Origin of the sequence: Chryseobacterium sp. R2ACT005, assembly GCF_049949215.1 — a bacterium.
Lineage (GTDB): Bacteria > Bacteroidota > Bacteroidia > Flavobacteriales > Weeksellaceae > Chryseobacterium.
This window is the reverse complement of the sequence record NZ_CP188192.1, coordinates 4,807,916-4,832,408: the sequence shown is the minus strand read 5'-3', so window position 1 is coordinate 4,832,408 and position 24,493 is coordinate 4,807,916. Positions and strand designations below refer to the sequence as shown.

Sequence of the window (24,493 nt, the reverse complement as noted above, 5' to 3'; positions counted from 1 at the left end):
ATTATTTGTGAAAACATTGGTGTTATTGGTCTTGGAATTAAAAAACAGAAGACGAAAAAACATCTTACAGATTAACTTTAATTGAAATGCTTCGACTCCGCTCAGCATGACATTGCTAATACTAATATCTTTAAAATAACTTCGAAGATGATCTGTTTGATTTATATCCTATATTTATTCATAAATGGTTTACAAATCATTTGTCACATCTATCACGACAATTTAAGTTTAAGAGGCTAAAATCATATTCAAATGGAAAAGTTTTTCCTATTTTTGATCAGTCTTTTCCGGATCAGGAAAGGATTATAAAACAATATAATTACCAAAAATGGATAACAATAATTTAGAGCAGATTACTTTCGGTGGCGGATGTTTCTGGTGTGTGGAAAGCTGTTTCAATATGCTGAAAGGAGTACAATCCGCTATTTCGGGATATTCAGGAGGACATAAAGATAACCCGACTTATCAGGAAGTTTGTACCGGTGAAACGGGACATGCAGAAGTGGTACAGATCACTTATGATCCTGCTGTTATTTCTTATGAACAATTGATGGATGTATTTTTCTTCCTTCATGATCCTACTCAACTCAACAGACAGGGGAATGATGTAGGAACTCAATACCGTTCTGTGATTTATTATAAAGATGCTGCTGAGAAGGTTAAAGCTGAAGCAGCCATCAAAGTATCTCAGGAATCAGGAAGATGGGCTGGTACTTACGTGACAGAACTGACTCAGTTCGAAAAATTCTGGCCCGCAGAACAATATCATCAGGGATATTACAATGAGAACCCAACACAGCCTTATTGCAGCGCTGTAGTAGGTCCAAAAATCCAGAAGTTCAAAAAACATTATGGAGAATTGGGAATGCTGAACGCAGAGTAAAAAATTGCTTTTTAAATTTTGGCTAAAGCCAGATTGATAATGTATATTGAGTTAAACGGACTAAAGTCCGCTCCTATTGATATCAATAGAATGGCTACAAACCGATATAAAATAACAGAAGCGAGGAGGAAATCTCTTCGCTTCTGTTTACGCAAAAATAATTGTTTATATGAAAAAAACTAATATCCTGGGTTTTGAGCGAAATCTTTTGAAGCATCAAGGGTTGCCTGAGGAATCGGGAAAATTCTTCTGTAGGGCTGAGTAGCTGCTTTTGCAGTTCCCGGCAAATCAAATTTTCCGAACCTGATCATTGCCTTTCTTCTGTACATTTCCCAATACAATTCATATCCTGATTCTTTAAAAAGAGCATCAGCATCCAAAGAAGTAAGTGCAACTCCCGGGGCATTATTCTTCAAAGCATCATTCGTTCTTATTGTTCTTAATTTATTAACATCAGCCAGCGCTCCCGATACGTTCCCGTTTCTGAAAAAGGCCTCTGCTCTCATCATATAGATGGTTCCTAATCTGTATAATGGAACATCCATTCCGCTTGTTCCGTTGTTTCCATAACCAGGATCAAATTCAAACTTGAAATTTCTTACTCCTCTGTTGATCTGAGCCTGTGTAAATACCGCCTCTGAAGGATTATCAAAATTCAGGTCCGGAGTAAAATCTGCGGCAAGTGTTGTATTTTTTTCTGTGAATAGCTTATATACTTTAATTCTTCCATCGGCCGTTAAGTCGAAGTTACCATTGGCAAGAATTTTAGGTCCATATTGCTGACCAACCTGTAATCCCCTGTTGAAGTGAAACCATGGTTTTCCTGTTCCTTCCACTTTACTTGTTGACGGCACACTTACATCGGTTCCGTCATTTCTGAACCATGTTCCGTCTTCATACTGATAGGTTCTCTGGAAACGCGGGTCATCATGATTTCCATTCCATGAATAATAAAATTCCGGAGTAACGCAATTTGCATTGGTTCCCCTGTTATCAGGCGACGGCTTCTGGATTCTTTCCATAGACATATATGCAAGATCATTGTCTGCATTTCTGTTGGAATTCTTTTTCTGAACAATAGTAAAGATCATTTCCTTACTTGTATCATTGTTGATATCAAAATTGTGGAAGTAATTTGATTCTAAACTAAAAAGACCTCCATTAATCAGCATATCAGAATACTTGATGACCATCTCCATATCATTCCCTCCTCCGCTTAAAGCCTGTTCCTTAAAGTTAAAACTACCTGCCGTCTTGTTCTTTAAAACCGCTCTGTTAAGATACATATCAGCCAATAATGCATACGCAGCCTGTTTTGTAAACCTTCCTGCGTGTGTATTCTGGGTTTTAATATCTGCCAGATTTGGAATAAGACCTTCCACTTCAGTGATTAATGCATCAATGGTAGATTCAGCCTTTCTGATCTGTATGGGAGCATTTAAATTATCTGGATCTCTGTACGGAGCCTGTCCATACAAATCGATTGTTGTATACGTGTAAAATGCCAATAACCCTTTTGCTTCAGCCAGAAATAAAGTCTTATTATTGATCGTACTCTTGTTGATACTTCCTATAGCAAACAGAGATTTTGTAATTCCTGAGTTCAGCTGATTCCAGGTGGTTTTTACCACATCATTATTCGCGTCCCAGGTAAATTCGTGCATCGCTCTCCATTTTCCTCCATCTCCCCAGTCACTTCCTCTTGTTGGCAAAATGGCTTCATCGGTAGAATATTCCTGTAAGGCAAACACACTTCCATGGTCTACAAAAGTCCCGTCACCAAGCTGTCCGTAAGCCGCAGCAAGAGATGCTTCAGGGTCTGCATTTTCAGTTCCCATTACCTCATCAATTACTTTTTCATCCAGATTGGTACATCCCACTAAAGACATTACTGCGATGGACAAAACGATTTTATTTAGATTTAAAAATTTAGATTTCATGATTTCTTTTAACTTAAATTAAAATTTAATAGTAGCTCCCAAAATGAAAGTTTTCGCAGACGGATAGGTCGTATAATCAATTCCTAAAGACTGATTTCCCTGCACCTGCTTGTTGGTGTCAACAAGTGGATCGTATCCTGAATAATTGGTAATCGTAAATAGATTCTGTGCACTTACATACAGATTGATACTTTTCAAAAATTTCAATTGATTCATGTCAAAAGTATATCCTAATCTTACGTTGCTTAAGCGAATAAAGTCTGATTTTTCAAGGTATAAAGAAGATAATTGCGGCTGATTGGCAAAGCTTGCTCCTGAGTCATAATATTTCTTCAACACGTTTCTGTCTGAAGCTAAATTGTTGATATTTAAGTCCAAAGCCGTATTATTCACCAAATACCCTCCCGTTTGCCCAATGAAAGAGAATGCAAAATCAAACTTCTTGTATTTCATGTAAGAATTGATCCCGAAAGTAAAATTGGGAATCGCTCCTTCAAAAATCTTTCTGTCATTCGGGTCAATCTTTCCGTCTCCGTTCAGATCTTCATAGATATATTTTCCGTTGGCATCAATCCCTAAATAATTATACATATAGAAAGATCCTGCTTCATATCCGTTTCTGTAGATATTTGCGGTAACGCCTGAAAGCCCTGGTCCGGAAACTTCACCGGAATTAATTCCGGAAACCGGAAGATCTTTCACCACATTATTTACAGTAGCCCCATTGATGTCAAGATTCCATGTAAAGTTTTCGTTTTTAATAATTTCTGAGCCTAAAGAGAATTCAAAACCTTTATTAACGATTTTCCCGTCCGCATTCAGCCAGACAAAATCTGTGGGACTTAATGGAGTGGAAGGAATAAATAATATCGGGTTTTTGGTGGTTTTGTTGTAGTATTCCAATGAACCGTACAGTTTGTTTCTGAACAAGCTGAAATCCAATCCAATATTGGTTTGTGCTACAATTTCCCATTTCAAATTGGGATTGGGTGTTCTTACCACCTGAACTCCATTGATCAGGTTTAAGTTATCATATAAATAGTATCCTGCACTTTGTGATAACAGATAACTTGCTTTTGTAATTTTATTGAGAACTTCCTGATTTCCTGTCTCTCCCCAGCTGCCTCTTAGCTTCAATTCATTGATAAATGAAACATCTTTCAGAAAATTTTCTTTTGAAATGGTCCAGCCTGCAGCCACTGACGGGAAATATCCATATTTATTGTTATCTCCAAAACGCGTGGAACCATCGGCTCTTAACGAAGCTGTTAAGAAATATTTTTTATCAAAATTATAATTTACTCTTCCGAAGTAAGACTGCAGTTCATTTTCCTGAGAAGTTCCCGGCTGTGGAATAAATACGTCTCCGGAATATCCAGGATTAATTTCCGGCGAAATCCCCGCTCCCTGGTTAACAAAGTTTCTTACACCAAGATAAGTAGCAGTAGCTTTAAACTTCTGATAAGAAAAACCTCCTAATACGCTGAAATTATGTCTGTTTAAGGTAAGGTCATACGTTAAATAATGCTCCAAAAGAATATTATAAGAATCCAGATTGGCCTGTGAATAGATTCCTTTTGGACTTCTGTCTGTAATATTCGGGAACATTGTTGTGTTTCTTTCTGACAAGCTTCTGTCCACCCCTAAATTAAATTTATAATTCAATCCCGGTAAAATTCTCAACGTTGCTTCTGTATTCCCCAACACTCTGAAAGTATTCGTCTTATCTTCGTAAACGCTCAATAAATAAAGTGGATTGTAATGGGCGTTCATATTGAAATTGGTATAATTTCCATTTTGGTCATAGACAGAACGCGTAGGATTGGCCATTAAAGCATGAATGATAAGCTGCCCGTCAGACCCTGCATTTCCACCGTTTGGAATTCCCGTTTCTCTGATATCACTGGCGGTAAGATTCAGCTTAACCTTTAATCTCTTGTTATCAAAGAAAGATTCTTCTGCATTCAAACGGGCTGTTGTCCTTTTAAAGCTGCTGTTCAGGACTATACCGTCCTGATCCATGTGAGAAAGGGATGCAAAATAATTCCCTGTTTCTGTAGCCTTTGAGAATGATACGGAATGATTGGATGAGACCGCATTTCTGTAGATTTCATCCTGCCAATCTGTATTTCCGCCATGATCATACGATTTATCAATCCCTGCCGCTCTGTATTCATCGGCAGTCATCAAGTCTAATTTTTTAATCACTGAAGAAAAACCTAAATACGTATCGTACGTAAACATTGGCTCTCCTTTCTTTCCCCTTTTTGTTGTTACCAAAACAACACCGTTTGAACCTCTTGCTCCATAGATTGCAGCGGCAGAAGCATCTTTCAAAACCGTGATGGATTCGATATCACTTGTATTCAAAAAGTTGAGCGGATTCTTTGCAGTTGTATTTCCAAGTCCTACATTCGGACTTTGTGCACTTACCGGATCATTATTCAAAGGAATACCGTCCACAACGAATAATGGTGTACTTCCGCTTCGGATGGAACCAATACCTCTGATGGAAACATTCACTCCTGCTCCGGGTTCACCACTCGACTGAACAATACGGACACCAGCTATTTTTCCCTGCATCAGATTATCCACGGAAATGTTCATTCCTTCTTTGAAATTTTCTGCTTTCAGCTGGCTTACAGCTCCTGTTAAATCAGATTTTTTCTGAGAACCATATCCAACCAGAGTTACCTCTTCAATAGAGGTTGAGCCCTTTTTGGATTCTAATTTTATGGAAACTGAAGTACTGGAGATTTTCACCATCTGTTCTCCATATCCTTCATATGAAATGGATAAAGTCTGCCCAATGCTGCCTGAAATTGAGAAGTTTCCTGATGAATCGGTAGAAACAGTATCTCCGGTTTCTACAACAGTCACTTTCGCGCCTTCTATTGCAGAACCATTCTGATCCGTTACATTTCCGGAAATGGTTTCGTTTACCTGCGAAAACACAGGATAGTCTGAAGTAAATCCTTTAGCATCAGCTTGGTGGGCCACCAAAAAAATTAATGCAATCGGGATTAGCTTTTTAAACTTAAAAAAATTAATTTTGTGGTACATATCAATAAGTAAAGTAATTGCAAGACGTTACATTGCTTATCAAAAAGCCGCTGTTGTTCCCGCAACAGTGGTTTTCTTTTCAGGCAACGGTTAGTTTTTATTTCGGCATACAAAGTAAAAGGATCTGCTACAAATCTATTTTAACATAATATTATCTTAAAGTCAACAAAATATAAATATCTCAAATTGAGAGAATATAAACTTGTTATATATCAAACATTTATGCACCCCTATTTTTTCAACATTCACAGAATTTTAAAAATTACTTAACATAATATATAAATCATCATCAACAAAGAGTCCTTAATTTCGCATATAAAATGTATAGAAATGAAAAAGGCTGTTTTTCTTGGTATTTGTTTATCTTCATTCAACCTTTATTGGTCACAATCTCAGCAATTTGATGAGCTAAAGATCAATGAAATTCAGATTATCGGCTCTCACAATTCTTATAAAAAAGCCATTCTACCTGAAGTATACCATTATTTATCCCAAAAAGATACTCAGAACTCTTTACCGAAGATTCAATATGAACATATTCCTATCCCCGAGCAGCTGGATCTTGGGCTTAGAAATCTGGAGATTGATGTTTATGCAGACAGCAAAGGAGGAAAGTATGCCCATCCGAAAATTCTGGATCTTGTAAAAACCTCCGAGCCTTTTGATCCTGAAGGAAAAATGAAAAAACCGGGTTACAAGATGATTCATATTACAGATATTGATTATCAAACGTGGTATTATACGCTGGAAGAATGTCTGAAGGATTTGAAAAAATGGTCTGACAGGCATCCTCATCACGATCCTGTTTTTATAACACTTGAACCGAAGGATGGAAAAGCGAATCAATTCGGGACAGAGTCGGAGCATTATACCAGTCAGCTTTTTAATGATCTGGATAATGAACTGAAAAAATACCTCGGGAAAGATAAAATTATTACACCAGATGACATCAGAGGTTTCTATAAAACGCTGAACGAAGCTGTTTTAAATAAAAACTGGCCAAAAGTAAAAGATGCCAAGGGAAAGTTTCTTTTTGTCTTAGATAACAATGGAAAAAACAGGGATCTGTACGCAATGGATCATCCTTCATTGAAAGGAAGAATGATTTTCACCAACTCCACTCCCGGAACTCCAGAATCGGCCGTTCTGTTTATGAATGAACCGAAGAAGGACGATGTGATAATCAAAGATCTGGTAAAAAAAGGATATATCATCCGTACCAGAGCCGATGCGGATACGATGGAAGCACGAAGTGAGGATTATTCAAGATTTGAAAAAGCAAAGGAAAGCGGTGCACAAATTATCACTACAGATTATTATTATCCCAGCAAATTATTCAAATCCAACTATAAGGTGAGTTTTGACAACAATACCTACGAAAGAAAAAATCCTATAACGGGAAATTAATCCTGTTTTGCTGCTAGATTTATAATTGAGGAGGCCGTCAGATTGACGGCCTTTTCTTTTGAACGGGAAAATCTATGAAATCGCTAATAGACGACAAGTAATTACAGTTTTGTTATGTTCTGTTTTTTCAAATCTATTTCAAAATGATCTGCCGGATCTCCGTTAGAAAGCAGTGTAAGAATTTTAAAAACAGATTTTAACTGTCTTACCAATACATTCTGTGACTGATTCTCCTGATAGAGTTTTTCCAATATTTGGTACTGCTTCAGCCTTTCTTTGGGAATATCTCTTTTCGCCAGCTCATCTGCTGATTGAAATTTATACAGATCCAGCAACAGATCATCAAAAGACCATTTTGCAAAAGTTTCAGATCTGATTCTCTTTTCTTTGAGCTGATTATTATTTTGGATGAGTAACAGCAGATCTTCACCATTCAGCTTCCCTGCTTTTTCTATAAAGTCTTTTGGCCAGTCATCAGGAATCATTCGCAAACGGACCAATTCTTTTAAATGGAAAAGCATAAAATCATGGTAGGATTTTGTTTTTAAAATGTCTTTATTCCAAAGTATTTTAGTTGTATTACTTTGTAAAGCATCATATTCTTTTTCATATAATGGAAACAATTCATTGAAACGCGGAACTTCATTTAGAACCTCAGTTTGTACTTCCAGTTTGTCAGGAGACTGTATCGTCAGAATTTTATACGCCGGCAGATAGGCGGCCAGTGATGGAACCTGAACATTGACCAAAATATTCTCACCGAATTTTCTGATTCCTGTATCATTAATATGCATATGCCCTGCAAAATGAATCTGTAATCCTGCTTCAGCAAATACCTTTGCCACTTCTTCCTGAGGAACACGCTCCAACTGCCACTTTTTCTCTCCCAACAGGTTTTTAATTTCGTTGGTTGCACCGTCATTGAAATCAATCATTGGGTAATGGGTAAATGCAATCAGGGTTTTGTTGTTTTTCTTTGCTTCACCGGAAAGTCTTCTTATCCATTCTATCAAATGCTGTTTGTTGGTCAGCACATTATTATAGCCAATGCTTGCTCCTTTATAATTAGACGGACTGTGGGAATTTTCATTGATATTTTTAGGAATATAGGTATTTCCGTCAATAGCAATCACCCATACATCTTTCACTGGTTCAACAACATAACTTAAATCCGGAACAGAAAAACCATTTTCCACTTCATATAGCCTTTTGGAATACTCTGCAGCCTCTAATCCTTTTTTGTAAGTATAATTTTTAAAAGTATCATGATCAAAGGGTGTACTCCAGAACAGATCTTCTTTTTTAGGATAGAAACCAAAATCTTTTAATTCATTTAAAATTTCAAAATATCCGGATTCTGCAATATCTTTTGTGATGATCTTATCTGTTGATTTTCCGATACTTTCTTTACTGTAAATCCCCAATGGGTTTCCATTTTGTCCGAGGAAATCATCTTTTCCTTCGTCATTTCGAAACGGCCCAACAGGATCGTGGTTTCCTGTGGTCAGATAAAAATTAATCCCGTATTTCTGGTGATACAGTTCTAAAATTCTATGAAGCCCACGAAGGTTATAAGCCTGTCCATCATCAGAAAAATCTCCGGGCATCGCTACGATTTTAATTCCTTTAGCAGCAATATCATCCAACGCTTTGAGAAAGGCAAAATAGTTCTCATTGAAGATTCTTGTGGAGTGCAGTTGAGAATCCATCGTTCTCAGGATTGTATATTTTCCCGTTTTAGGATTCAGAATTCCTTTAAAATCATGATCTGAAAAACTTCCATATAAATCCTGAAAATGTATGTCAGACAGAAAAGCAATCTGTACAGGTTTCTGCGCCGAGAAAAACGTGCTTATAAACAATAAAACGAAGACTATTTGTTTATCCATCTTAAAAATAAGACGAAATTACAGGAATGAATGGGGAATTGTTTTAATTGAATTTTAAATTATTGTGAAAAAAGGTTATTCTTCTAATTCTGCATTTTGTCCTGCATAATTTTCTAATATTCTTTCAGAAACGTCTCTTAATGTTTTTTCATTTTCAGGGTGCTTTCCAAAACTTGTAAAGAATTCTACATGATTATTACTTTTATTATACCATACTTTTCCTAAGGAATTTGCAACAGTCAGTGTGTCCGGTCTCATAATTTTCTTGAAATACTTAAACATATATTGATTCATTGGAACTATCTCCACTTGAGAGCCTAGAGAACTACTATCTGTTGCCATATACCTATCCTTATCCCAATACATATATGCTTTATCAATAGCAGAAGAACCCCAGCCCGAAGTAAAACCTATAGATTTAGAATTTTTACCATTAGAGAAAACAACACCTCCTGTAACGAGAAATAAAACAAAAGTCATTTCTAAAATACCTAACCCGTTTTTCTTCATAAAATCCTGTAATAAAACTGTTGGTGTTACAGTGATTATTATTTGTTGGATTTTATCAGATAGATCTTTAAAGCTCATAGTAAACGTAGTCCTTCCATCTCCTTCTATGCTTACTCTATTGCAAAAATCGTCAAAATCATCATATCCTATATACTTACTTAAATAATATAAGGCATCATCATCAATATTATAATCTACATTGTTTTGTACTAAATGGGTATAAAATCGACTGTATGTTTTATCATCTCTTGAAAAGTCATACCGTTCTTCAAAAAGTAAACTCAAATATTTTGAAACAGAATTTTTACTCTTACGGGGAAGCTCATTTTTAGCTGTTTCAAACACCGTTTTTATTAAAAATTTTTTCTTTTTACACATAACGTTTCAGGTATTAGTTATTTGCTGTCCAAATTAGACAAAAGCAAGACATCAAAATTGCGGTTTTCCGTAAAAATCAACTACTTAAAACATGTCCATCTGTCTATCACCTGTCTGAGTATTTGAGGTTATATACAAGATATTTGTAAAAGAAATCAGGACAAAAAAAATAAACAGAAAATCAAAACTCTGATTTCAAAAATCGCCAGATAAAACGGAGGAAAACTCCGGGTTGGGAAGCAGATGTTTCTCCTCCGTTTTTGAAGGTTCACTTCCCAAAAAATTTAGAAGCGCTTCAATTTTTTTTAAACGTATAACACTGTCTGCGATCTGCTTCGCAGGGAAGAATACGAATGCTTTAACAATAAATTTTTTGAACCATGTTAGAAATTATATTAATGCTATTCGGTTTAGCATTCTCAACCAATAATACTAATGCAACAACTGCAAATGATAATAACCCAACAACCGTAACAGTTCAAAGCCTGGGAGAAAATCCTGATACAGGAACTGGTGGTGATACGGGAGGGGAAACGGGACAAACTCCTCCACCTCCAAAGAAATAATACTATTAAGCGAAAGAAAATTCTTTCGCTTTTTTTATTAATTTTGATAAAAAACAAGTTGAAAAAACTAATACCATTTTTATTACTATTATTCGTATTGTCCTGCAGAAAGAACAACAATAAGATTAATAGGGAAGATTATGATAAAGCCTACAGCTTTTTAAAAACTTCACAAAAGGATAGCGCCTTTAAATATTTCAATAAAGCGAAAGATGAATTTATTAATCAGGAAAAGCTTTCATATGCCGGAAGTTGTTTAGTCAATATGGCTATTATACAGAATGATTATGGCGACTATTATGGAAGCCAAGAAACAGGTCTTTCTGCAATTAAATATTTAAACGAAAAAGAAGATTCATATGAGCTTTCATCAAATTATAATAGTCTTGGTATAGCTTTTCAAAACCTTAAAGAATATAAAAAAGCCTCGAAATTTTACAGTCTTGCTGCAAAATTTTCACAAGATCCTGTAGATAGTCTTACACATCTAAATAATAAAGCTGTTGCTTTTAGCTATTCAAAAAAGTTTGATTCTGCAAATATCCTTTTCAATAGAATTCTTCATTATCCAAATCTAAAAAAACACCCTTTTCTATATTCAAAAGTGTATGACAATCAAGCCTATTTCAAATTTGTTCAAAATAAAAATTATAACGCCGAAGAAGAGTTATTAAATGGGTTAAAAATTAGAGATAGTATTAAAGATAATGATGGATTAAACGCAAGCTTTTCTCACCTAACAGATTATTTTGAGAATCGTGACGTCGCAAAAGCTCTCTTTTATGCAAAAAAAATGTTCCAAACAGCCTCATTTAACAAGAGTCCTGATGATAAATTAGAAGCCCTCCAAAAAATAATACAATTAGAAAAACCTGAAAATATAAAAGCAACCTTCAGACAATATCAAAATTTGAAGGATAGCATAGACACAGCCAGAAATAAATCTAAAAATCAATTTGCTTTTGAGAGATATGATTCTGAAAAACTGAAAAGACAAAATGCAGAAAAGGAAGTAGAATTACTTTATAAAAATATTGGCATCGGTGCTTTGATCTTAGCTTTAGTTGGAGGCTTTTTTTGGTTTAAAAGAAGAAAAAAAAGACTTCAACAAGAAAAAGAGATCGAGGTAAAAAACACCCAGCTTAAAATGTCGAAAAAAGTTCATGATGTGGTTGCCAATGGGATTTATCAGGTGATGACCAAGATTGAAAACCAAGAAGATTTCGATCGGGATAAAGCCCTAGACGAACTGGAATTTGTGTATGAAAAATCCAGAGATATATCCTACGATAAAACAGCGGAAGAAAAAGAGTTCAGTAAGGTAATTTCAGAACTTATTGCTTCCTTCACTAATGATACCGTAAAAACTTTTACTGCAGGAAATAGCCCCGGGATTTGGGAACCAATTTCTTCTACAGTAAAAGAGGAAATTTATCAAATGCTCCGCGAACTTATGGTGAATATGAAAAAGCACAGCCAAGCCAGCCATGTTGCCGTTAAATTTGAAAAAATAAACAATAGGGTTGAAATTCAATACAAAGACAATGGAGTAGGAATTTCAGGAGATCTTGTGTATAAAAATGGCTTGCGCAATACGGCATCCCGCATTGAAGCGATTAATGGAACCATTACTTTTGATACAAAAATTGAAAAAGGGCTGAAGGTTAATCTTTCATTCCCTGCTTCTTAACTATATCATCATGTTCAAAAAAGTTTTAATCGTTGAAGATCAGGAAATAATGAACCAGGGAATCCTGAATACAATAAAAGAATTAAATATCCCTGATTTCGATTATGTAACGTATTGTGATGAAGCTTTAGGTAGAATCAGAACTGCTTTAGAAAGAGAAAGTCCTTACGAATTGCTTATTGCTGATCTGTCGTTTGACAAAGATCATATTTCCCAGAAACTTCATTCCGGACAGGAACTTATCTTTGAGGCGAAAAAAATTCAGCCTGGTTTAAAAGTCATTGTATTTTCAGTAGAAAAGAAAGCAAAAACAATTGATGATCTTTACAAGATATATAAGGTTGATGGATTTGTAGGCAAGGCAAGACGTGACGGACAAGACCTGAAAAGTTCAATACGGAAAATTTTTAATGGAGAGACGGTAATTCCTCAGGAAATTCTGAATACGATGCGTCATATTTCTTCTGAGTTTGACACCTATGATATTAAATTACTTGAGCTGCTTGCAAAAGGACACAAACAAAGTGAGATAAGCACCTATCTAAAGGAGCACAATATGATGCCCTATGGTATCAGATCAATTGAAAAAAGATTGAATGAGCTTCGCGACAGCCTTGGGGCAAAAAACAATATCGAGATGATTGTAATCTGCAAAGATATTGGCCTAATCTGAGTATTTCCGCTGAAAAGATCTTTTTTTATTCTTTTTACGTGAACCCGTAATCATACAATAACAAATGAATATATTTTTGAGGTCTTAACCTATTTTTTAAAATTAAACCGTATAGCCATGTTCAAAAAAGTTTTAATTGCCGAAGACCATGAAAGCATCAATATTTCCGTCCAGAAAACCCTTAAGGAATTGAATATTCCCCAAGTCGATTATGTGTACTATTGTGATGATGCCATAGGAAAAATTCAGAAAGCATTACGGGAAGAACATCCCTACGACTTATTGATTACAGATCTTTATTATGAGGAAGATCATCATGAGCAGAACCTTAAAGACGGAAAGGATCTCATCAAAAAAGTAAAAGAAATACAGCCTGATTTGAAAGTTATTGTATTTTCTGCGGAACATAAAACGGGAATCATAGAAAATCTTTTTTCAGATTATCAAATTAACGGTTTTGTCCGTAAAGCCAGAAACGATTCAAAAGAATTAAAAAAATCTATTGCAGCAGTATATATAGGCGAAAACTATTTATCTTTTGATTTGAAACAGGATATGAAGAAGTTCAATAGCTATGAGTTTTCTACATTTGACATTACACTTGTTTCCCTCCTATCTAAAGGCGTTTTACAGAAAAACATCCCCGTTCATCTCGAGGAAAGAAATATAAAACCCGCCAGCTTGAGCAGCGTTGAGAAAAGATTAAACAGCCTGAAGGAAGATCTTGAAATAAACAGCAATGAGCAGCTGGTAGCCTTCTGTAAAGATATCGGAATTATATAAAAAACAATTCATTTTACATAAAGCCTTTCAAATTTTTTTGAAAGGCTTTATTATTTTTTGCCCGTTTTACGGAAACCCGTAACGGACCAAAATGTAATGCTCATATTTTTGGGATATTAAATAATAACCCATTATGGAATACAAAGTAATACCATTTGTTGCGACTGCAAATCAACAAAATATGAGTGCAAAAAATATTGCAGAACAATTAGACAATTTAATAAAAGTCCATACCAATGACGGTTGGAACTATGTAAGACTGGAAAGTGTCTCCACTTATATACAACCTGTTGAAGGGTGTTTTGGAAATACAGTAAAACCAGGTTATATGACTTCTTATCAAATGGTAGTTTTCAGCAAAAAAGAAAATGAAAAATCTGTTACTTCTTCTTATTAAAATCTATTGGTGGGGAATTCCTCCGCCAAAAAGAAGAAAATGCATTTTCAGAACCAGCTGTTCCAAATATGTCTACGAAAAAGCATTGAATGAGGGACTTATTTCAGGACTAAAAGCATTCAGATATCGTTTTCAAAACTGCAGATCCGGGGCCTATATCACAGAAAATCCTTACGGAGAAATTCAAATCATTTTACCTAATCAACAAATTCTTAATGAAGAAGAAGTTTCAGAAAGATTTATAAAAAACAAACAGTAATCATGGGAAAATTCGTAATCACTCAAAGAGTCAACAAAGAGTATCAGTTTAATCTGAAAGCCGGAAATGGCGAAATTATTTTAACCAGCGAAGGATATGTTCAGAAAGCATCCTGCCAGAAAGGAATTGAATCCGTTAAAGTTAACTCTCAGGATCTTTCAAGATATGACAGAAGACTTGCAAAAAATGGAAAAGACTATTTCGTGTTAAAAGCAAGAAATGGTGAAATTATCGGAAACAGCCAAATGTACAGTTCAAAATCCGGAATGGAAAACGGTATTGCTTCCGTAAAATCAAATGCTCCGGCAGCAGAAATTGTTGATGAAACCTTAAAAAATTAAAAACTATGGATCTTAAAATTAAACTTGAGCAATTGCATCAGAAAGTAATTGGACTGAAGGAACAGATTGGAACGGAAGAAGCTACAAAAAATGCTTTCGTAATGCCTTTCATACAAATCCTTGGTTATGATATCTTCAATCCCACAGAAGTTGTTCCTGAGCATGTTTGTGATATCGGAACAAAAAAAGGAGAGAAAGTAGATTATGTGATTAAAAATAATGATGAACCTATCTTCATTATTGAATGCAAACATTGGAAGGAAAGTGCTGATGCTCACAATTCGCAGCTTCACAGGTATTATCATGTTTCGAAAACGAGATTCGGTGTTTTGACGAATGGGATCGTTTATAACTTTTATACAGATCTGGAGAAGCCTAATATTATGGATGAAAAACCATTTTTCACTATTAATATTGAAGATCTTAAAGATAGTTCCATTAAAATTCTGGAGAGCTTTACCAAGAAAGATTATAATCTGGAAAGTATTCTTGATTCTGCAGAAGCATTAAAGTACATCAAAGCTATCAGAAAAGAATTCGAAAAAGAGATTGAAAACCCGTCTGATGAATTGGTAAAACTTTTAGTGAACCGTTTCTTCGAAAAGCCTTTAACAGCCAATAGAATGGTTTCCTTCAAAGAATATGCTAAAAAAGCATTGACTACTTCTATTAATGAATCAATCAGTTTCCGGCTGAAATCCGCACTGAGCATTAATGAACAAATTGAAAAAAGAGAAGATGAAGTAAAAACATCATCATCCATCGATGAAAACAATGATTCTAAAATTGTAACAACTGAGGAAGAACTGGAGGGATTTCAAATCGTAAAAGCGATTCTGAGAGAGAAAATTCCGGCCTCAAGAATTGCCTACAGGGATACATTGTCCTATTTCGGGGTTCTATTGGATGATAACAATAGAAAACCACTTTGTAGATTACATTTCAATACAACGAATAAATATTTAGAAACCTTCCATAACGGAAAAGAAGCCGGAGAAAAAGTGTTATTAAATACTTTGGATGAAATCTACAATTATAGGAATCAGCTTCATCAGACATTCGAAAATTATTCATAAAAATAATAACCATGAAAACTTTTTTATTTATTCTGAAAATTCTGCGGTGGATTTTGGGTGTGTTCTGTCTATTGATATCATTAGGTTTATTTATAGAGCAGAGTTTTGCAGCTTCAGTTGTAATGTTGATGTTTTCCATATTTTTAGTTCCCTTAACCGGTGATTTCATTTCAAGTAAAGTAATGAAAATCAATCCTGATGGAACCTATGCAATAGTGAAAGCCATCAACTATTCTCACCTTCATACTATTTTGCCCACCTATGAGCAGAATGTGTTCAATCGCCAAAAACCATTAAGTGATAAACAAAAAATAAGACTTGGAAGAAAAATCTATTATCACACCTTATGTGCTGCTATATCAGATTTTAATCTCACTCAAAATGAAACCCATACATTAAATGAGATTAAAGTATATTTCAACTTATCTGAACAGCAAATGTTGCTTGAAAAAAAAAGAATATCAGAAAAAACCGTGAAAAATTTAATCCAGAATTGCTATGCAGATCATGTATTAACAGATTCTGAAAATCAACAAATCACCAACATTGCCACCTTTCTGCAATTTCCATTGGACAAAACTGAAGCAATCAAAAATAAAATAGCCTTTTCATTATTTAATAGGCTGCTTGAAGAAAAAATATCAGATAACCGTCTTTCCCCAATGGAAGAAACAGAGTTGAAACAGGCCACAAGAAACCTGAAGATTGATCATCAGAGCATTACAACATTTATCTCTGAACGAAAAATTAAGAACTTACAACATGCCAAATTATTATGGAATCTGGATCATGGTATTTTCCCTGTTATTTACAATCCTCCAATAACTTTAACCAGAGATGAGCAATGCTATCTGAATGTTAATGCCAATCTTATTGAAAATAAACTGGTTCATACAGGCTATTCCCGCACAAGTTCCAGCGTTTCTTTTAGAGTGATGAAAGGAGTCAATGCCAGAGTTGGTGGTGGAAGATATCGTTCTGTAAGAGAAAATGTAACACAGATACATCCCGGAAGCTTATTTTTAACAAATTCAAGAATTATTTTCAATGCCGGGGGAAAAAGTTTTCAAATTCCTTTCTACAAACTAATTTCCCACGACATAAGAGGAGGAAATCTCGAATTTGTCATTCAGAATAAAAGCTATTCATTGCGTTTAAACCGAAATGAAGCCGAAATATTTTTACTGGGATTATCAAGTTCTATCAGGCAATATAGAAATTCTAATGATCACTTAAAAATACAGGCCATGAGAGAAATATCTATGAATGAAATTTTTATCTAAGCGCCCAGTCAAAAAAACCAATTAACACTCTAATACTTAACGCATGAAAAAAATAATACTATTCTTCATACTTACTTTCAGTTTATTTCTTTTAAACTCTTGTTTTAAAGCCAATGACAATGTAGGACACGGCGGAAGATGTACAGGTTCTGCCTATTGCACAGCCTGTTCCAACTGCTCAAGATGCGGGCACTGCAGTGGGGGTAGAACATGTGGTGTTTGTGGAGGTGGCTCTTCCGGAAGAAGCTCATCATCAGGCAGATCTAGTAAAAAAAGAAAGTCTGAAAAATACAACCCTTCAGATTCTTATCAATCTTCCAAAACAAAATCCAGTAAGCCACCAAAAGTATTTATTGATGAGGTTAATCTCAATATAAATTCCAACAACAGATACATTGCGGGAATTGAGGCAACAAATATCTACGAGAGACCATCCCTTAAATCTAAGATAATAGCAACCGTGTCTAAAAAGGCTAAATTGATACAACTTTCAAAAGAAGGCTCATGGTACAAAGTACTGATTAAATCGAATGGAAAGACAGGCTATGTTTATTATAAAGATATAAAATAATCAAAAAATGAAACCATTTCTCACTTTCTGTGCGTTATGCTGTTTCGCAGGTATTTTCAAACTTCCTATAGAATATTATACTTTTCTTAGAATTATTATTTCCATTGGAGCTTTATTAGTTTTATACAATACACTCAGCTCTAAACAACATTATTTTAGTATAATATTTCTTATCATTCTCATTCTTTTTAATCCCGTTTTCCCTTTTTATTTATATCGGAAAAGCATTTGGATACCGATTGACGTCATCACAGGAATTTTATTTCTGTTGATCAATTTCGTAGAAAAAACAGAACAGAAAAAGGAAGAAGAAGTTCCTGAAGAAACCACAGAACACTCTATTCCCATCCATCAAAGAACTGTTTCAAGAGACAGAATCATTAATCCTAAAAAACCAAAAGAAGAATAACCATCATGGAAAACAATCATATAACAGAAAATCTCAAAGCTCATTTCTTAAGACTGTACCAAATGGCCATCTGTGATGATGATTTCAGTGCATTAGAATTAAAAATGCTTTACAAATGTGCAGAAGAAAGAGGAATTCCATCTAAAAATCTGGACGAAATTCTCTTAAACCCCATCAACTTAAAATCATTGGTTCCACAGACGATTGAAGAAAAAGTAGATTATCTGTATGATCTCACAGTAATGATATGGGCAGACGGTATGGTTTCTCCCAATGAATATACTGCGATGCAAAAATATGTTCTGATGTTTGGCTTTTTGGAAGAAAATGTAATGCCCATTGTAGATTATCTCATTGAAGCCGTAAAAATCGGAAAGAACAAAAGTGAAATTTTATATGAATTAAAAAACTAAATCATCATGGATACTACCAGCATAAAAAATTTATTTAAACTCAAATCTGTTCCGATAGAATCTCAACCGGAACAGACTCCAAAAAATGAAATCGATTCAACCGATGAATCTTTAGAAGAAAGTCGAAAAAGGACCTACCATGAATCCGGTTACAGAGACAGCTCACGAACCAGTGGGAACCACTCTACTCTATCCATTTGTCTGGATGCTGTTTATTCAAAATTTCAGAATGAAGAAAAGGAAATGGTTGAAAAACAGCAAAAACTGAAAGAATCTTACGTCAACGAACAGAAAAACAGGGAAACAGAGATTAAAGCTTTTACAGTCTCACAGGAAACCAAAGAAGAACAGTTAAAAAACAAAAGCTCAGAAGTTGAGAACCACCAACATACTATTGAAATTTTAAAAGCTGAAATTCTTGATCTTCCCAGGAACCCGGAAAAATACAATGTAAAAGCGACAAGAGGAGCATCCGCAAAATTCTGGATCGGCCTGATTCTTTTGATTCCCATTACTCTATATTTAACAACATTTTATATATCAACTTCTTATTCTGCTTTCTTTAAAAGTTTTGATGCAAAAAGTACAATAATTCAAAGTGTCTTGGATGCCCAGGCTTTCAGCAAAGCGTGGAACGAAGGAGTTATTGAAGGTGCTTTTGTTACCCTGATTCCGTTTGTGTTTCTCGGATTAGGATATTTGATTCACATGTTTTGGGAGAATAAAACGAGAGCCAATTATATCAAACTCGGGTTATTATTTATCGTAACTTTTATTTTCGACTCCATTTTAGCCTATGAAATTGAATCAAAATTATATGAACTCAATAAAACTTTTGAGTCTCCGCCTTTCGATATCAAAATAGCTTTTACTAAAATTCAGTTTTGGGGAATTATTTTCGCAGGTTTCATTGTATACATTATTTGGGGGCTGGTTTTTGATTTTGTCATGAAAGAACACCGTGAAAAAGATAAGATCAAGAACGAACAGGAAATCAGACAGAAAAGGGTTGAATTCTTTCAGGAAAAGATCAGTGTATTGAAAAGAGAGATCGAAGAGATTCTTGCCAGTATCGGAACCATAAAAGAAACCGTGATCAAAACTCGAGGAAGAATCGAAGAGCTTCAAAATATTATTGATGGGGTCATTATTCCGACCAAAGATTACAAATTGTATGCTTCGGAATATGTTCAGGGCTGGGTCACTTTTATTGGTGAAAAAATAGCAGTATCAAGAACAGAAAAACAAACGCTGATTGATGACTGCATCGCCACTTACAATACCAATCTGGAAACCGTGGGAGCTAATTCTGATAATCAAAATTTAGTGTATTTATCATCTTTATAACATCACAGATTATGAAAAAATTACTTTATTTATTAATGATCATTTCTTTGGTTTCTTGCTGCAAAGGCAAAAATGACGGAACAATTACAGGAAATAAGGATTCTATTGTTGTTGACTCAAACAATATCAATGTCAGTATTTTGATTGATTTATCCGACAGAATTGATCCTAACACCAATCCAAATCCTACAATGGAATATTACCAAAGGGACACAGAATATATCAAGGCCATTGAGAAAGGATTTTTAAACCATATTAAATCAAAAAGAATTATCACTTATGACGATCAGATGCAGGTTTTCTTCAACCCGGAGCCTTCAGACCCGAAAATGAATGAGCTTACAAAAGAGCTGAAAGTTTCTTTCAATAAAGATACTCCAAGAAATTATTTTGATTCCGTTGATAAAAAATATTCGGAATTACCTTTAAATATTTATCAATCAGCAATAAAAGACGGCAAATATGTTGGCTCAGATATCTGGGAATTTTTCAAAAACAAAGTGAAAGATTATTGCATAAAAGATGATCGCAGAAATATTCTGTTCATTTTGACCGATGGTTATATGTATCATGAAAATACCAAGTTTGCCGAAAAAAAGAAAAATTCATATAAAACGTCCTATTTAACAACCAAACTTATCAGAACCAATTATTTAACAACCTCTGCTTTTAAAGATAGCATTGAAAAAAATGGCTATGGCTTTGTAAAAGCAAATGAAAATCTGAGTAATGTCGAAGTCTTTGTTTTAGGAATCAATCCGGAAAAAGGTAATCCTTTTGAAGAAGCTGTTATTAAGCAATATTGGGAAAATTGGTTTAAAGAAATGAAAATTAAAAAGTATCAGATCAAATCTGCTGATCTCCCATCCAATCTGGAGCCAATTATATTAAAAGCTATTTCAGGGAAATAAAAAACACACTCCAATATATTTAACTATAAAAAAGCGAAGAATTAAATTTCCTCGCTTTTTTTTATTTTCTTATCATTTCCGTATGTGGAATATCATCTTCAAGATACTTTTTCCCTGTATCTATAAATCCAAATCCACTGTAGAATCTTAAAAGATAATCTTGTGCGGATATTTTGATTTCAGAAGTATGAAAACGATTTTCTATGGTTTCTACAGCATATTGTATCAGCTGTTTCCCAAGACTTTTTCCTCTTGCCTGCTCCGTAGTCAGAACTCTGCCGAAGGAAGTTTCATCATACTTTATTCCTTTATTAAAAACACGGCAGTATGCCAGCACCTGCCCATCTTCTTCAGCCCAGATATGAACCGCTTTCTGGTCATAATTATCCAGATCAGGATAAGGACAGTTCTGTTCAATAACAAAAACATCTATACGTGCTTTCAATACCGAATACAATTCAGGAACGGTGAACTCATCAAACGTTTTGATTTTCCAGACAATATTACTCATCGAAACTTATATTATTATTCGTTAAAAAATCATTGGTCTTTTGTATAAAATCAAGAATGTTGTCTCCGCCTTCTTTCTTTTCTGCTGAAGTAATGTACAGTTCAGGAAGATCTTCCCATGTTTTATGAAGTTCGGTCTTATAATCCTCAACGTTTTTGATAACCACATTCGGTTTTAGCTTATCTGCTTTTGTAAAGACAATTGAAAATGGGATTCCACTTTCTCCGCACCATTGGATAAATTCCAGATCAATTTTCTGTGGAGAGTGTCTTGAATCTACCAAAACAAAAAGGTTCACCAGGTTTCTCCTGTTCAGAATATAGTTGGTGATCAGTTTTTCAAAATCCTTTCGCTGAACTTTTGAAACTTTTGCATATCCATATCCTGGTAAATCGGTAAGGTACCAGTTTTCATTCACCAAAAAATGATTGATCAGCTGAGTTTTTCCCGGAGTCCCCGAAGTTTTAGCCAGATCTTTATGATTCATCATGGCATTGATCAGTGATGATTTTCCTACGTTCGACCTTCCGATAAAAGCATATTCGGGAATATTTGGTTCAGGGCATTCCTGCCATTTTCCACTACTCTTTACAAATTCTGCTGTCTTGATAATCATTTTTGAATGTATTTTAGAAAAATAAACCATTAAGAAAAGCTCTTAATGGTCATTTTATGATGTATTTATTAAACTTTATCTTTTATCCAGTTGTACAGGATTTCATTGAATTCATCCGGCTTTTCCATCATGGCTGCATGGCCGCAATGCTCTATCCAGAATAAATCTGAATTTGGAATAAACTTGTGCATGTCCTCAGCCACTTCTGGAGGAGTCACATTATCCTGTTTTCCCCAGATCAGACACGTAGGTGTCAAAATCTTAGGAAGGTCGTTCAGCATATTGTGTTTGATGGCACTTCTTGCCAGCATTACCGTTTTTATTCCTTTCATTCTGTCATTTACCACCGCAAAAACTTCATCTACAAGATCCTCTGTCGCAATCTTTGGATCATAGAAAACTTCTTCCGTTTTCTTTTTGATATAAGATCGGTCATTTTTCCTTGGAAAACTGTCCCCGAAAGTTCTTTCATATAATCCAGAACTTCCTGTAAGCACAAGATTTTTCACCAAATCAGGTCTTGCCAACGTCAAGATAAGCCCTACATGCCCACCCATTGAGTTTCCCATAATGGTAACCGGGCCTGAAATATGACTTTCTATAAACTTGATAATATATTTTGCGATAGTGGTAAGATTCGTATTGAGTACCGGCAGATCATAGATCGGCAACTGAGGAACATATACTTTGAAGCCTCTTTCCGAAAAAAAATCTACCATTTTATCGAAATTACTCAAACCACCCATTAACCCGTGCAACAGCACTAATGGATGTCCTTCTCCTGCTTCTACATAGGAATATTTCTTTTCTTTTTTTGTACTAAATATCATAAAACGCCTTAATAAAGCCCTGCAAAAATACAAATTAAACCTCAAAAAAATTTTGATTATCCTAATTTAAGATAAAAATAATATAATATTCTCCTTTTTAACTTTTTTTTTCAAACACGCTTTACTATGGCCTAAATAACACTTTTTACAACTGTCTTCATATCAGTATTTTACATTATTGAAATTCAATCTCTAATAAAACTTATTAACATTGAGTCAAAAAGTGGGAAAAAGTGGGAAATTTTGGAAATTATTATATAAATTTGTCCCAAATGAAAAATTTCATTGGAACATATGAGTGCAAAATTGACGACAAAGGCCGCCTAAAAGTTCCTTCATCTTTAATTAAACAGATGGAAAACTTCGAAGACAAGGCATTTGTAGTCAAGAGATCTGTGTTCCAACCCTGTCTGGAAGTCTATCCTATGAATGCATGGGACAAACTGATGGGCAAAATTAATAAACTGAACAGATTCATAAAAAAGAATGCTGATTTCATACGAATGTTTACGGCAGGAGTAAAGACAGTAGAATTGGATAATGCAGGAAGGTTACAGATCTCTAAAGACCTGACGAATTTTGCAAATCTTCAGAAAGATATTGTGATTACCAGCGCGGGAGAGCTCTTCGAAATTTGGGATAAAGAAGCCTACGAAAAGGTAATCTCAACCAACGAAACTGATTTTGCAAGCCTTGCCGAAGATGTGATGGGCTCTTTCGAGGAAGAATAACTGTAGGTTATTAATTGATTATATATTAAATAAAAAACACAATTAAGCATGTATCATAACCCCGTTTTGTTGAAGCAGAGTGTTGATGATTTGGTGACGAATCCTGACGGAATATATGTGGACTGCACCTTTGGAGGCGGAGGCCACTCCAGGGAGATTTTGAGCAGGCTTTCTGATAAAGGGAGATTGTTCAGTTTTGACCAGGATCTGGATGCACTTAAAAATACAATTGATGATCCTAGATTCACATTAGTTAATCAGAATTTCAGATTTCTGGAAAACTCATTACTAATGTATGGAGTTCCTCAGGTAGATGGTGTTTTGGCCGACCTGGGTGTTTCTTCACACCAGTTTGATGAAGCAGACAGGGGTTTCTCTACAAGAAGCAATGCTCCTTTGGACATGAGGATGAACGTAATGCAGAATCTTGATGCTAAAAGAGTGATCAATGAATATGAAGAAAGTGAGCTTGCAGATCTTTTCTATCATTATGGAGAATTAAGAGAAGCAAGAAAACTGGCAAGAGAAATTGTTCACCACAGAAAAACAAAGAGCATAAATACAACTGAGGATTTGAAAAAGCTTTTCAGCTACATTCCGCCTCATAAAGTTAATAAATTTTATGCCCAGCTTTTCCAGGCAATAAGAATTGAAGTTAACCAGGAGCTTGAAGTATTAAAAGAAATGCTGGTTCAGGCTTATAATGTGTTGAAACCGGAAGGAAGACTGGTCGTTATTTCTTACCACTCTTTAGAAGACCGTTTGGTAAAAAGATTCCTGAAAAACGGAATGTTTGAAGGAGAGCCGGCAAGAGATATCTACGGAAATTATAAAAAGGCATTCGAATTGATAAAAAGTAAAGCAATCATTCCTGATGATCAGGAAATCGAAGAAAACTCAAGAGCTAGAAGTGCCAAAATGAGAACAGGAATAAAAGTATAAAATGATTAGTGAATCGTCAATGGTCAATTTTTAATATCATAATATTCATCACTGATGAATAAACCGAATTCACT

The 24,493-nt window shown here is 34.9% G+C and carries 25 protein-coding genes; 18 read left to right on the top strand and 7 right to left on the bottom strand.

What is annotated here, in order from left to right; genetic code table 11:
- Positions 1-328: 328 nt before the first annotated feature.
- The gene (gene msrA / locus ACPF63_RS22230) at positions 329-883 is read left to right on the top strand and encodes a peptide-methionine (S)-S-oxide reductase MsrA (protein ID WP_426481358.1); all 555 of its coding nucleotides are present in this window, start codon (positions 329-331) and stop codon (positions 881-883) included.
- Positions 884-1,062: 179 nt separating this feature from the next.
- Here the strand turns inward: msrA and ACPF63_RS22225 are convergent, their stop codons facing one another.
- Positions 1,063-2,823, bottom strand: coding sequence for a RagB/SusD family nutrient uptake outer membrane protein (locus tag ACPF63_RS22225; RefSeq protein ID WP_077413146.1), 1,761 nt, complete (start codon positions 2,821-2,823; stop codon positions 1,063-1,065).
- Between the two features lie 18 nt (positions 2,824-2,841).
- Positions 2,842-5,886: a SusC/RagA family TonB-linked outer membrane protein gene (locus tag ACPF63_RS22220; protein ID WP_426481357.1), complete on the bottom strand. Its 3,045-nt coding sequence runs from the start codon at positions 5,884-5,886 to the stop codon at positions 2,842-2,844.
- A 330-nt stretch (positions 5,887-6,216) separates the two neighbouring features.
- Here ACPF63_RS22220 and ACPF63_RS22215 point away from each other — a divergent pair, with 330 nt between their 5' ends.
- Positions 6,217-7,293, top strand: coding sequence for a phosphatidylinositol-specific phospholipase C1-like protein (locus tag ACPF63_RS22215; RefSeq protein WP_426481356.1), 1,077 nt, complete (start codon positions 6,217-6,219; stop codon positions 7,291-7,293).
- Between the two features lie 101 nt (positions 7,294-7,394).
- Here the strand turns inward: ACPF63_RS22215 and ACPF63_RS22210 are convergent, their stop codons facing one another.
- Positions 7,395-9,182 (bottom strand): metallophosphoesterase family protein, encoded by a 1,788-nt coding sequence (locus ACPF63_RS22210; RefSeq protein ID WP_426481355.1) that lies wholly within the window; start codon positions 9,180-9,182, stop codon positions 7,395-7,397.
- A gap of 75 nt (positions 9,183-9,257) precedes the next feature.
- The gene (locus tag ACPF63_RS22205) at positions 9,258-10,070 is read right to left on the bottom strand and encodes a hypothetical protein (RefSeq protein WP_426481354.1); all 813 of its coding nucleotides are present in this window, start codon (positions 10,068-10,070) and stop codon (positions 9,258-9,260) included.
- A 380-nt stretch (positions 10,071-10,450) separates the two neighbouring features.
- Between ACPF63_RS22205 and ACPF63_RS22200 the strand changes: the two genes are divergently transcribed.
- From ACPF63_RS22200 to ACPF63_RS22135, 14 genes are all read left to right on the top strand, one after another.
- The gene (locus ACPF63_RS22200) at positions 10,451-10,636 is read left to right on the top strand and encodes a hypothetical protein (protein WP_426481353.1); all 186 of its coding nucleotides are present in this window, start codon (positions 10,451-10,453) and stop codon (positions 10,634-10,636) included.
- A 58-nt stretch (positions 10,637-10,694) separates the two neighbouring features.
- Positions 10,695-12,326 (top strand): ATP-binding protein, encoded by a 1,632-nt coding sequence (locus ACPF63_RS22195; RefSeq protein ID WP_426481352.1) that lies wholly within the window; start codon positions 10,695-10,697, stop codon positions 12,324-12,326.
- A 10-nt stretch (positions 12,327-12,336) separates the two neighbouring features.
- On the top strand, positions 12,337-12,999 hold the full coding sequence (locus ACPF63_RS22190) for a DUF5932 domain-containing protein (protein WP_426481351.1): 663 nt from the start codon (positions 12,337-12,339) through the stop codon (positions 12,997-12,999).
- A gap of 117 nt (positions 13,000-13,116) precedes the next feature.
- Entirely contained in the window at positions 13,117-13,782 is a 666-nt protein-coding gene (locus tag ACPF63_RS22185) for a response regulator (RefSeq protein WP_426481350.1), read from the top strand.
- 133 nt (positions 13,783-13,915) lie between these two features.
- Entirely contained in the window at positions 13,916-14,179 is a 264-nt protein-coding gene (locus tag ACPF63_RS22180) for a hypothetical protein (RefSeq protein ID WP_426481349.1), read from the top strand.
- Positions 14,151-14,438, top strand: coding sequence for a membrane protein insertion efficiency factor YidD (yidD, locus tag ACPF63_RS22175; protein ID WP_426481348.1), 288 nt, complete (start codon positions 14,151-14,153; stop codon positions 14,436-14,438). The genes ACPF63_RS22180 and yidD overlap by 29 nt, the downstream gene beginning before the upstream one ends.
- Positions 14,439-14,440: 2 nt before the next feature.
- Positions 14,441-14,779 carry a YegP family protein gene (locus ACPF63_RS22170; RefSeq protein WP_426481347.1) on the top strand — a complete coding sequence of 113 codons (339 nt, stop codon included), beginning with the start codon at positions 14,441-14,443 and terminating at the stop codon, positions 14,777-14,779.
- A gap of 5 nt (positions 14,780-14,784) precedes the next feature.
- Positions 14,785-15,855, top strand: coding sequence for a type I restriction endonuclease (locus ACPF63_RS22165; RefSeq protein ID WP_426481346.1), 1,071 nt, complete (start codon positions 14,785-14,787; stop codon positions 15,853-15,855).
- Positions 15,856-15,866: 11 nt separating this feature from the next.
- On the top strand, positions 15,867-17,138 hold the full coding sequence (locus ACPF63_RS22160) for a hypothetical protein (protein ID WP_426481345.1): 1,272 nt from the start codon (positions 15,867-15,869) through the stop codon (positions 17,136-17,138).
- Positions 17,139-17,181: 43 nt separating this feature from the next.
- Positions 17,182-17,709 (top strand): SH3 domain-containing protein, encoded by a 528-nt coding sequence (locus ACPF63_RS22155; RefSeq protein ID WP_426481344.1) that lies wholly within the window; start codon positions 17,182-17,184, stop codon positions 17,707-17,709.
- A 7-nt stretch (positions 17,710-17,716) separates the two neighbouring features.
- Positions 17,717-18,118, top strand: coding sequence for a DUF6804 family protein (locus tag ACPF63_RS22150; protein WP_426481343.1), 402 nt, complete (start codon positions 17,717-17,719; stop codon positions 18,116-18,118).
- 5 nt (positions 18,119-18,123) lie between these two features.
- A complete protein-coding gene (locus ACPF63_RS22145) occupies positions 18,124-18,531 on the top strand; it encodes a hypothetical protein (protein ID WP_426481342.1) in 408 nt (135 codons plus the stop codon).
- Positions 18,532-18,537: 6 nt separating this feature from the next.
- Entirely contained in the window at positions 18,538-19,878 is a 1,341-nt protein-coding gene (locus tag ACPF63_RS22140) for a beta-carotene 15,15'-monooxygenase (protein ID WP_426481341.1), read from the top strand.
- Between the two features lie 11 nt (positions 19,879-19,889).
- Positions 19,890-20,789 (top strand): hypothetical protein, encoded by a 900-nt coding sequence (locus tag ACPF63_RS22135; protein ID WP_426481340.1) that lies wholly within the window; start codon positions 19,890-19,892, stop codon positions 20,787-20,789.
- A 61-nt stretch (positions 20,790-20,850) separates the two neighbouring features.
- Here the strand turns inward: ACPF63_RS22135 and ACPF63_RS22130 are convergent, their stop codons facing one another.
- The 3 genes from ACPF63_RS22130 to ACPF63_RS22120 all read right to left on the bottom strand — a co-directional run bounded on the left by ACPF63_RS22130 (position 20,851) and on the right by ACPF63_RS22120 (position 22,746).
- On the bottom strand, positions 20,851-21,300 hold the full coding sequence (locus tag ACPF63_RS22130) for a GNAT family N-acetyltransferase (RefSeq protein ID WP_426481339.1): 450 nt from the start codon (positions 21,298-21,300) through the stop codon (positions 20,851-20,853).
- Positions 21,293-21,916, bottom strand: a complete 624-nt coding sequence (gene yihA, locus ACPF63_RS22125; RefSeq protein WP_077413656.1) for a ribosome biogenesis GTP-binding protein YihA/YsxC — start codon at positions 21,914-21,916, stop codon at positions 21,293-21,295. Before yihA ends, ACPF63_RS22130 begins: the two co-directional genes overlap by 8 nt.
- Before the next feature lie 68 nt (positions 21,917-21,984).
- Positions 21,985-22,746, bottom strand: coding sequence for an alpha/beta fold hydrolase (locus tag ACPF63_RS22120; RefSeq protein WP_077413155.1), 762 nt, complete (start codon positions 22,744-22,746; stop codon positions 21,985-21,987).
- A 272-nt stretch (positions 22,747-23,018) separates the two neighbouring features.
- Between ACPF63_RS22120 and mraZ the strand changes: the two genes are divergently transcribed.
- Positions 23,019-23,477, top strand: coding sequence for a division/cell wall cluster transcriptional repressor MraZ (gene mraZ / locus ACPF63_RS22115; RefSeq protein ID WP_047379979.1), 459 nt, complete (start codon positions 23,019-23,021; stop codon positions 23,475-23,477).
- Positions 23,478-23,525: 48 nt separating this feature from the next.
- Positions 23,526-24,419, top strand: a complete 894-nt coding sequence (rsmH, locus tag ACPF63_RS22110) for a 16S rRNA (cytosine(1402)-N(4))-methyltransferase RsmH (RefSeq protein WP_426481338.1) — start codon at positions 23,526-23,528, stop codon at positions 24,417-24,419.
- Positions 24,420-24,493 lie beyond the last annotated feature (74 nt).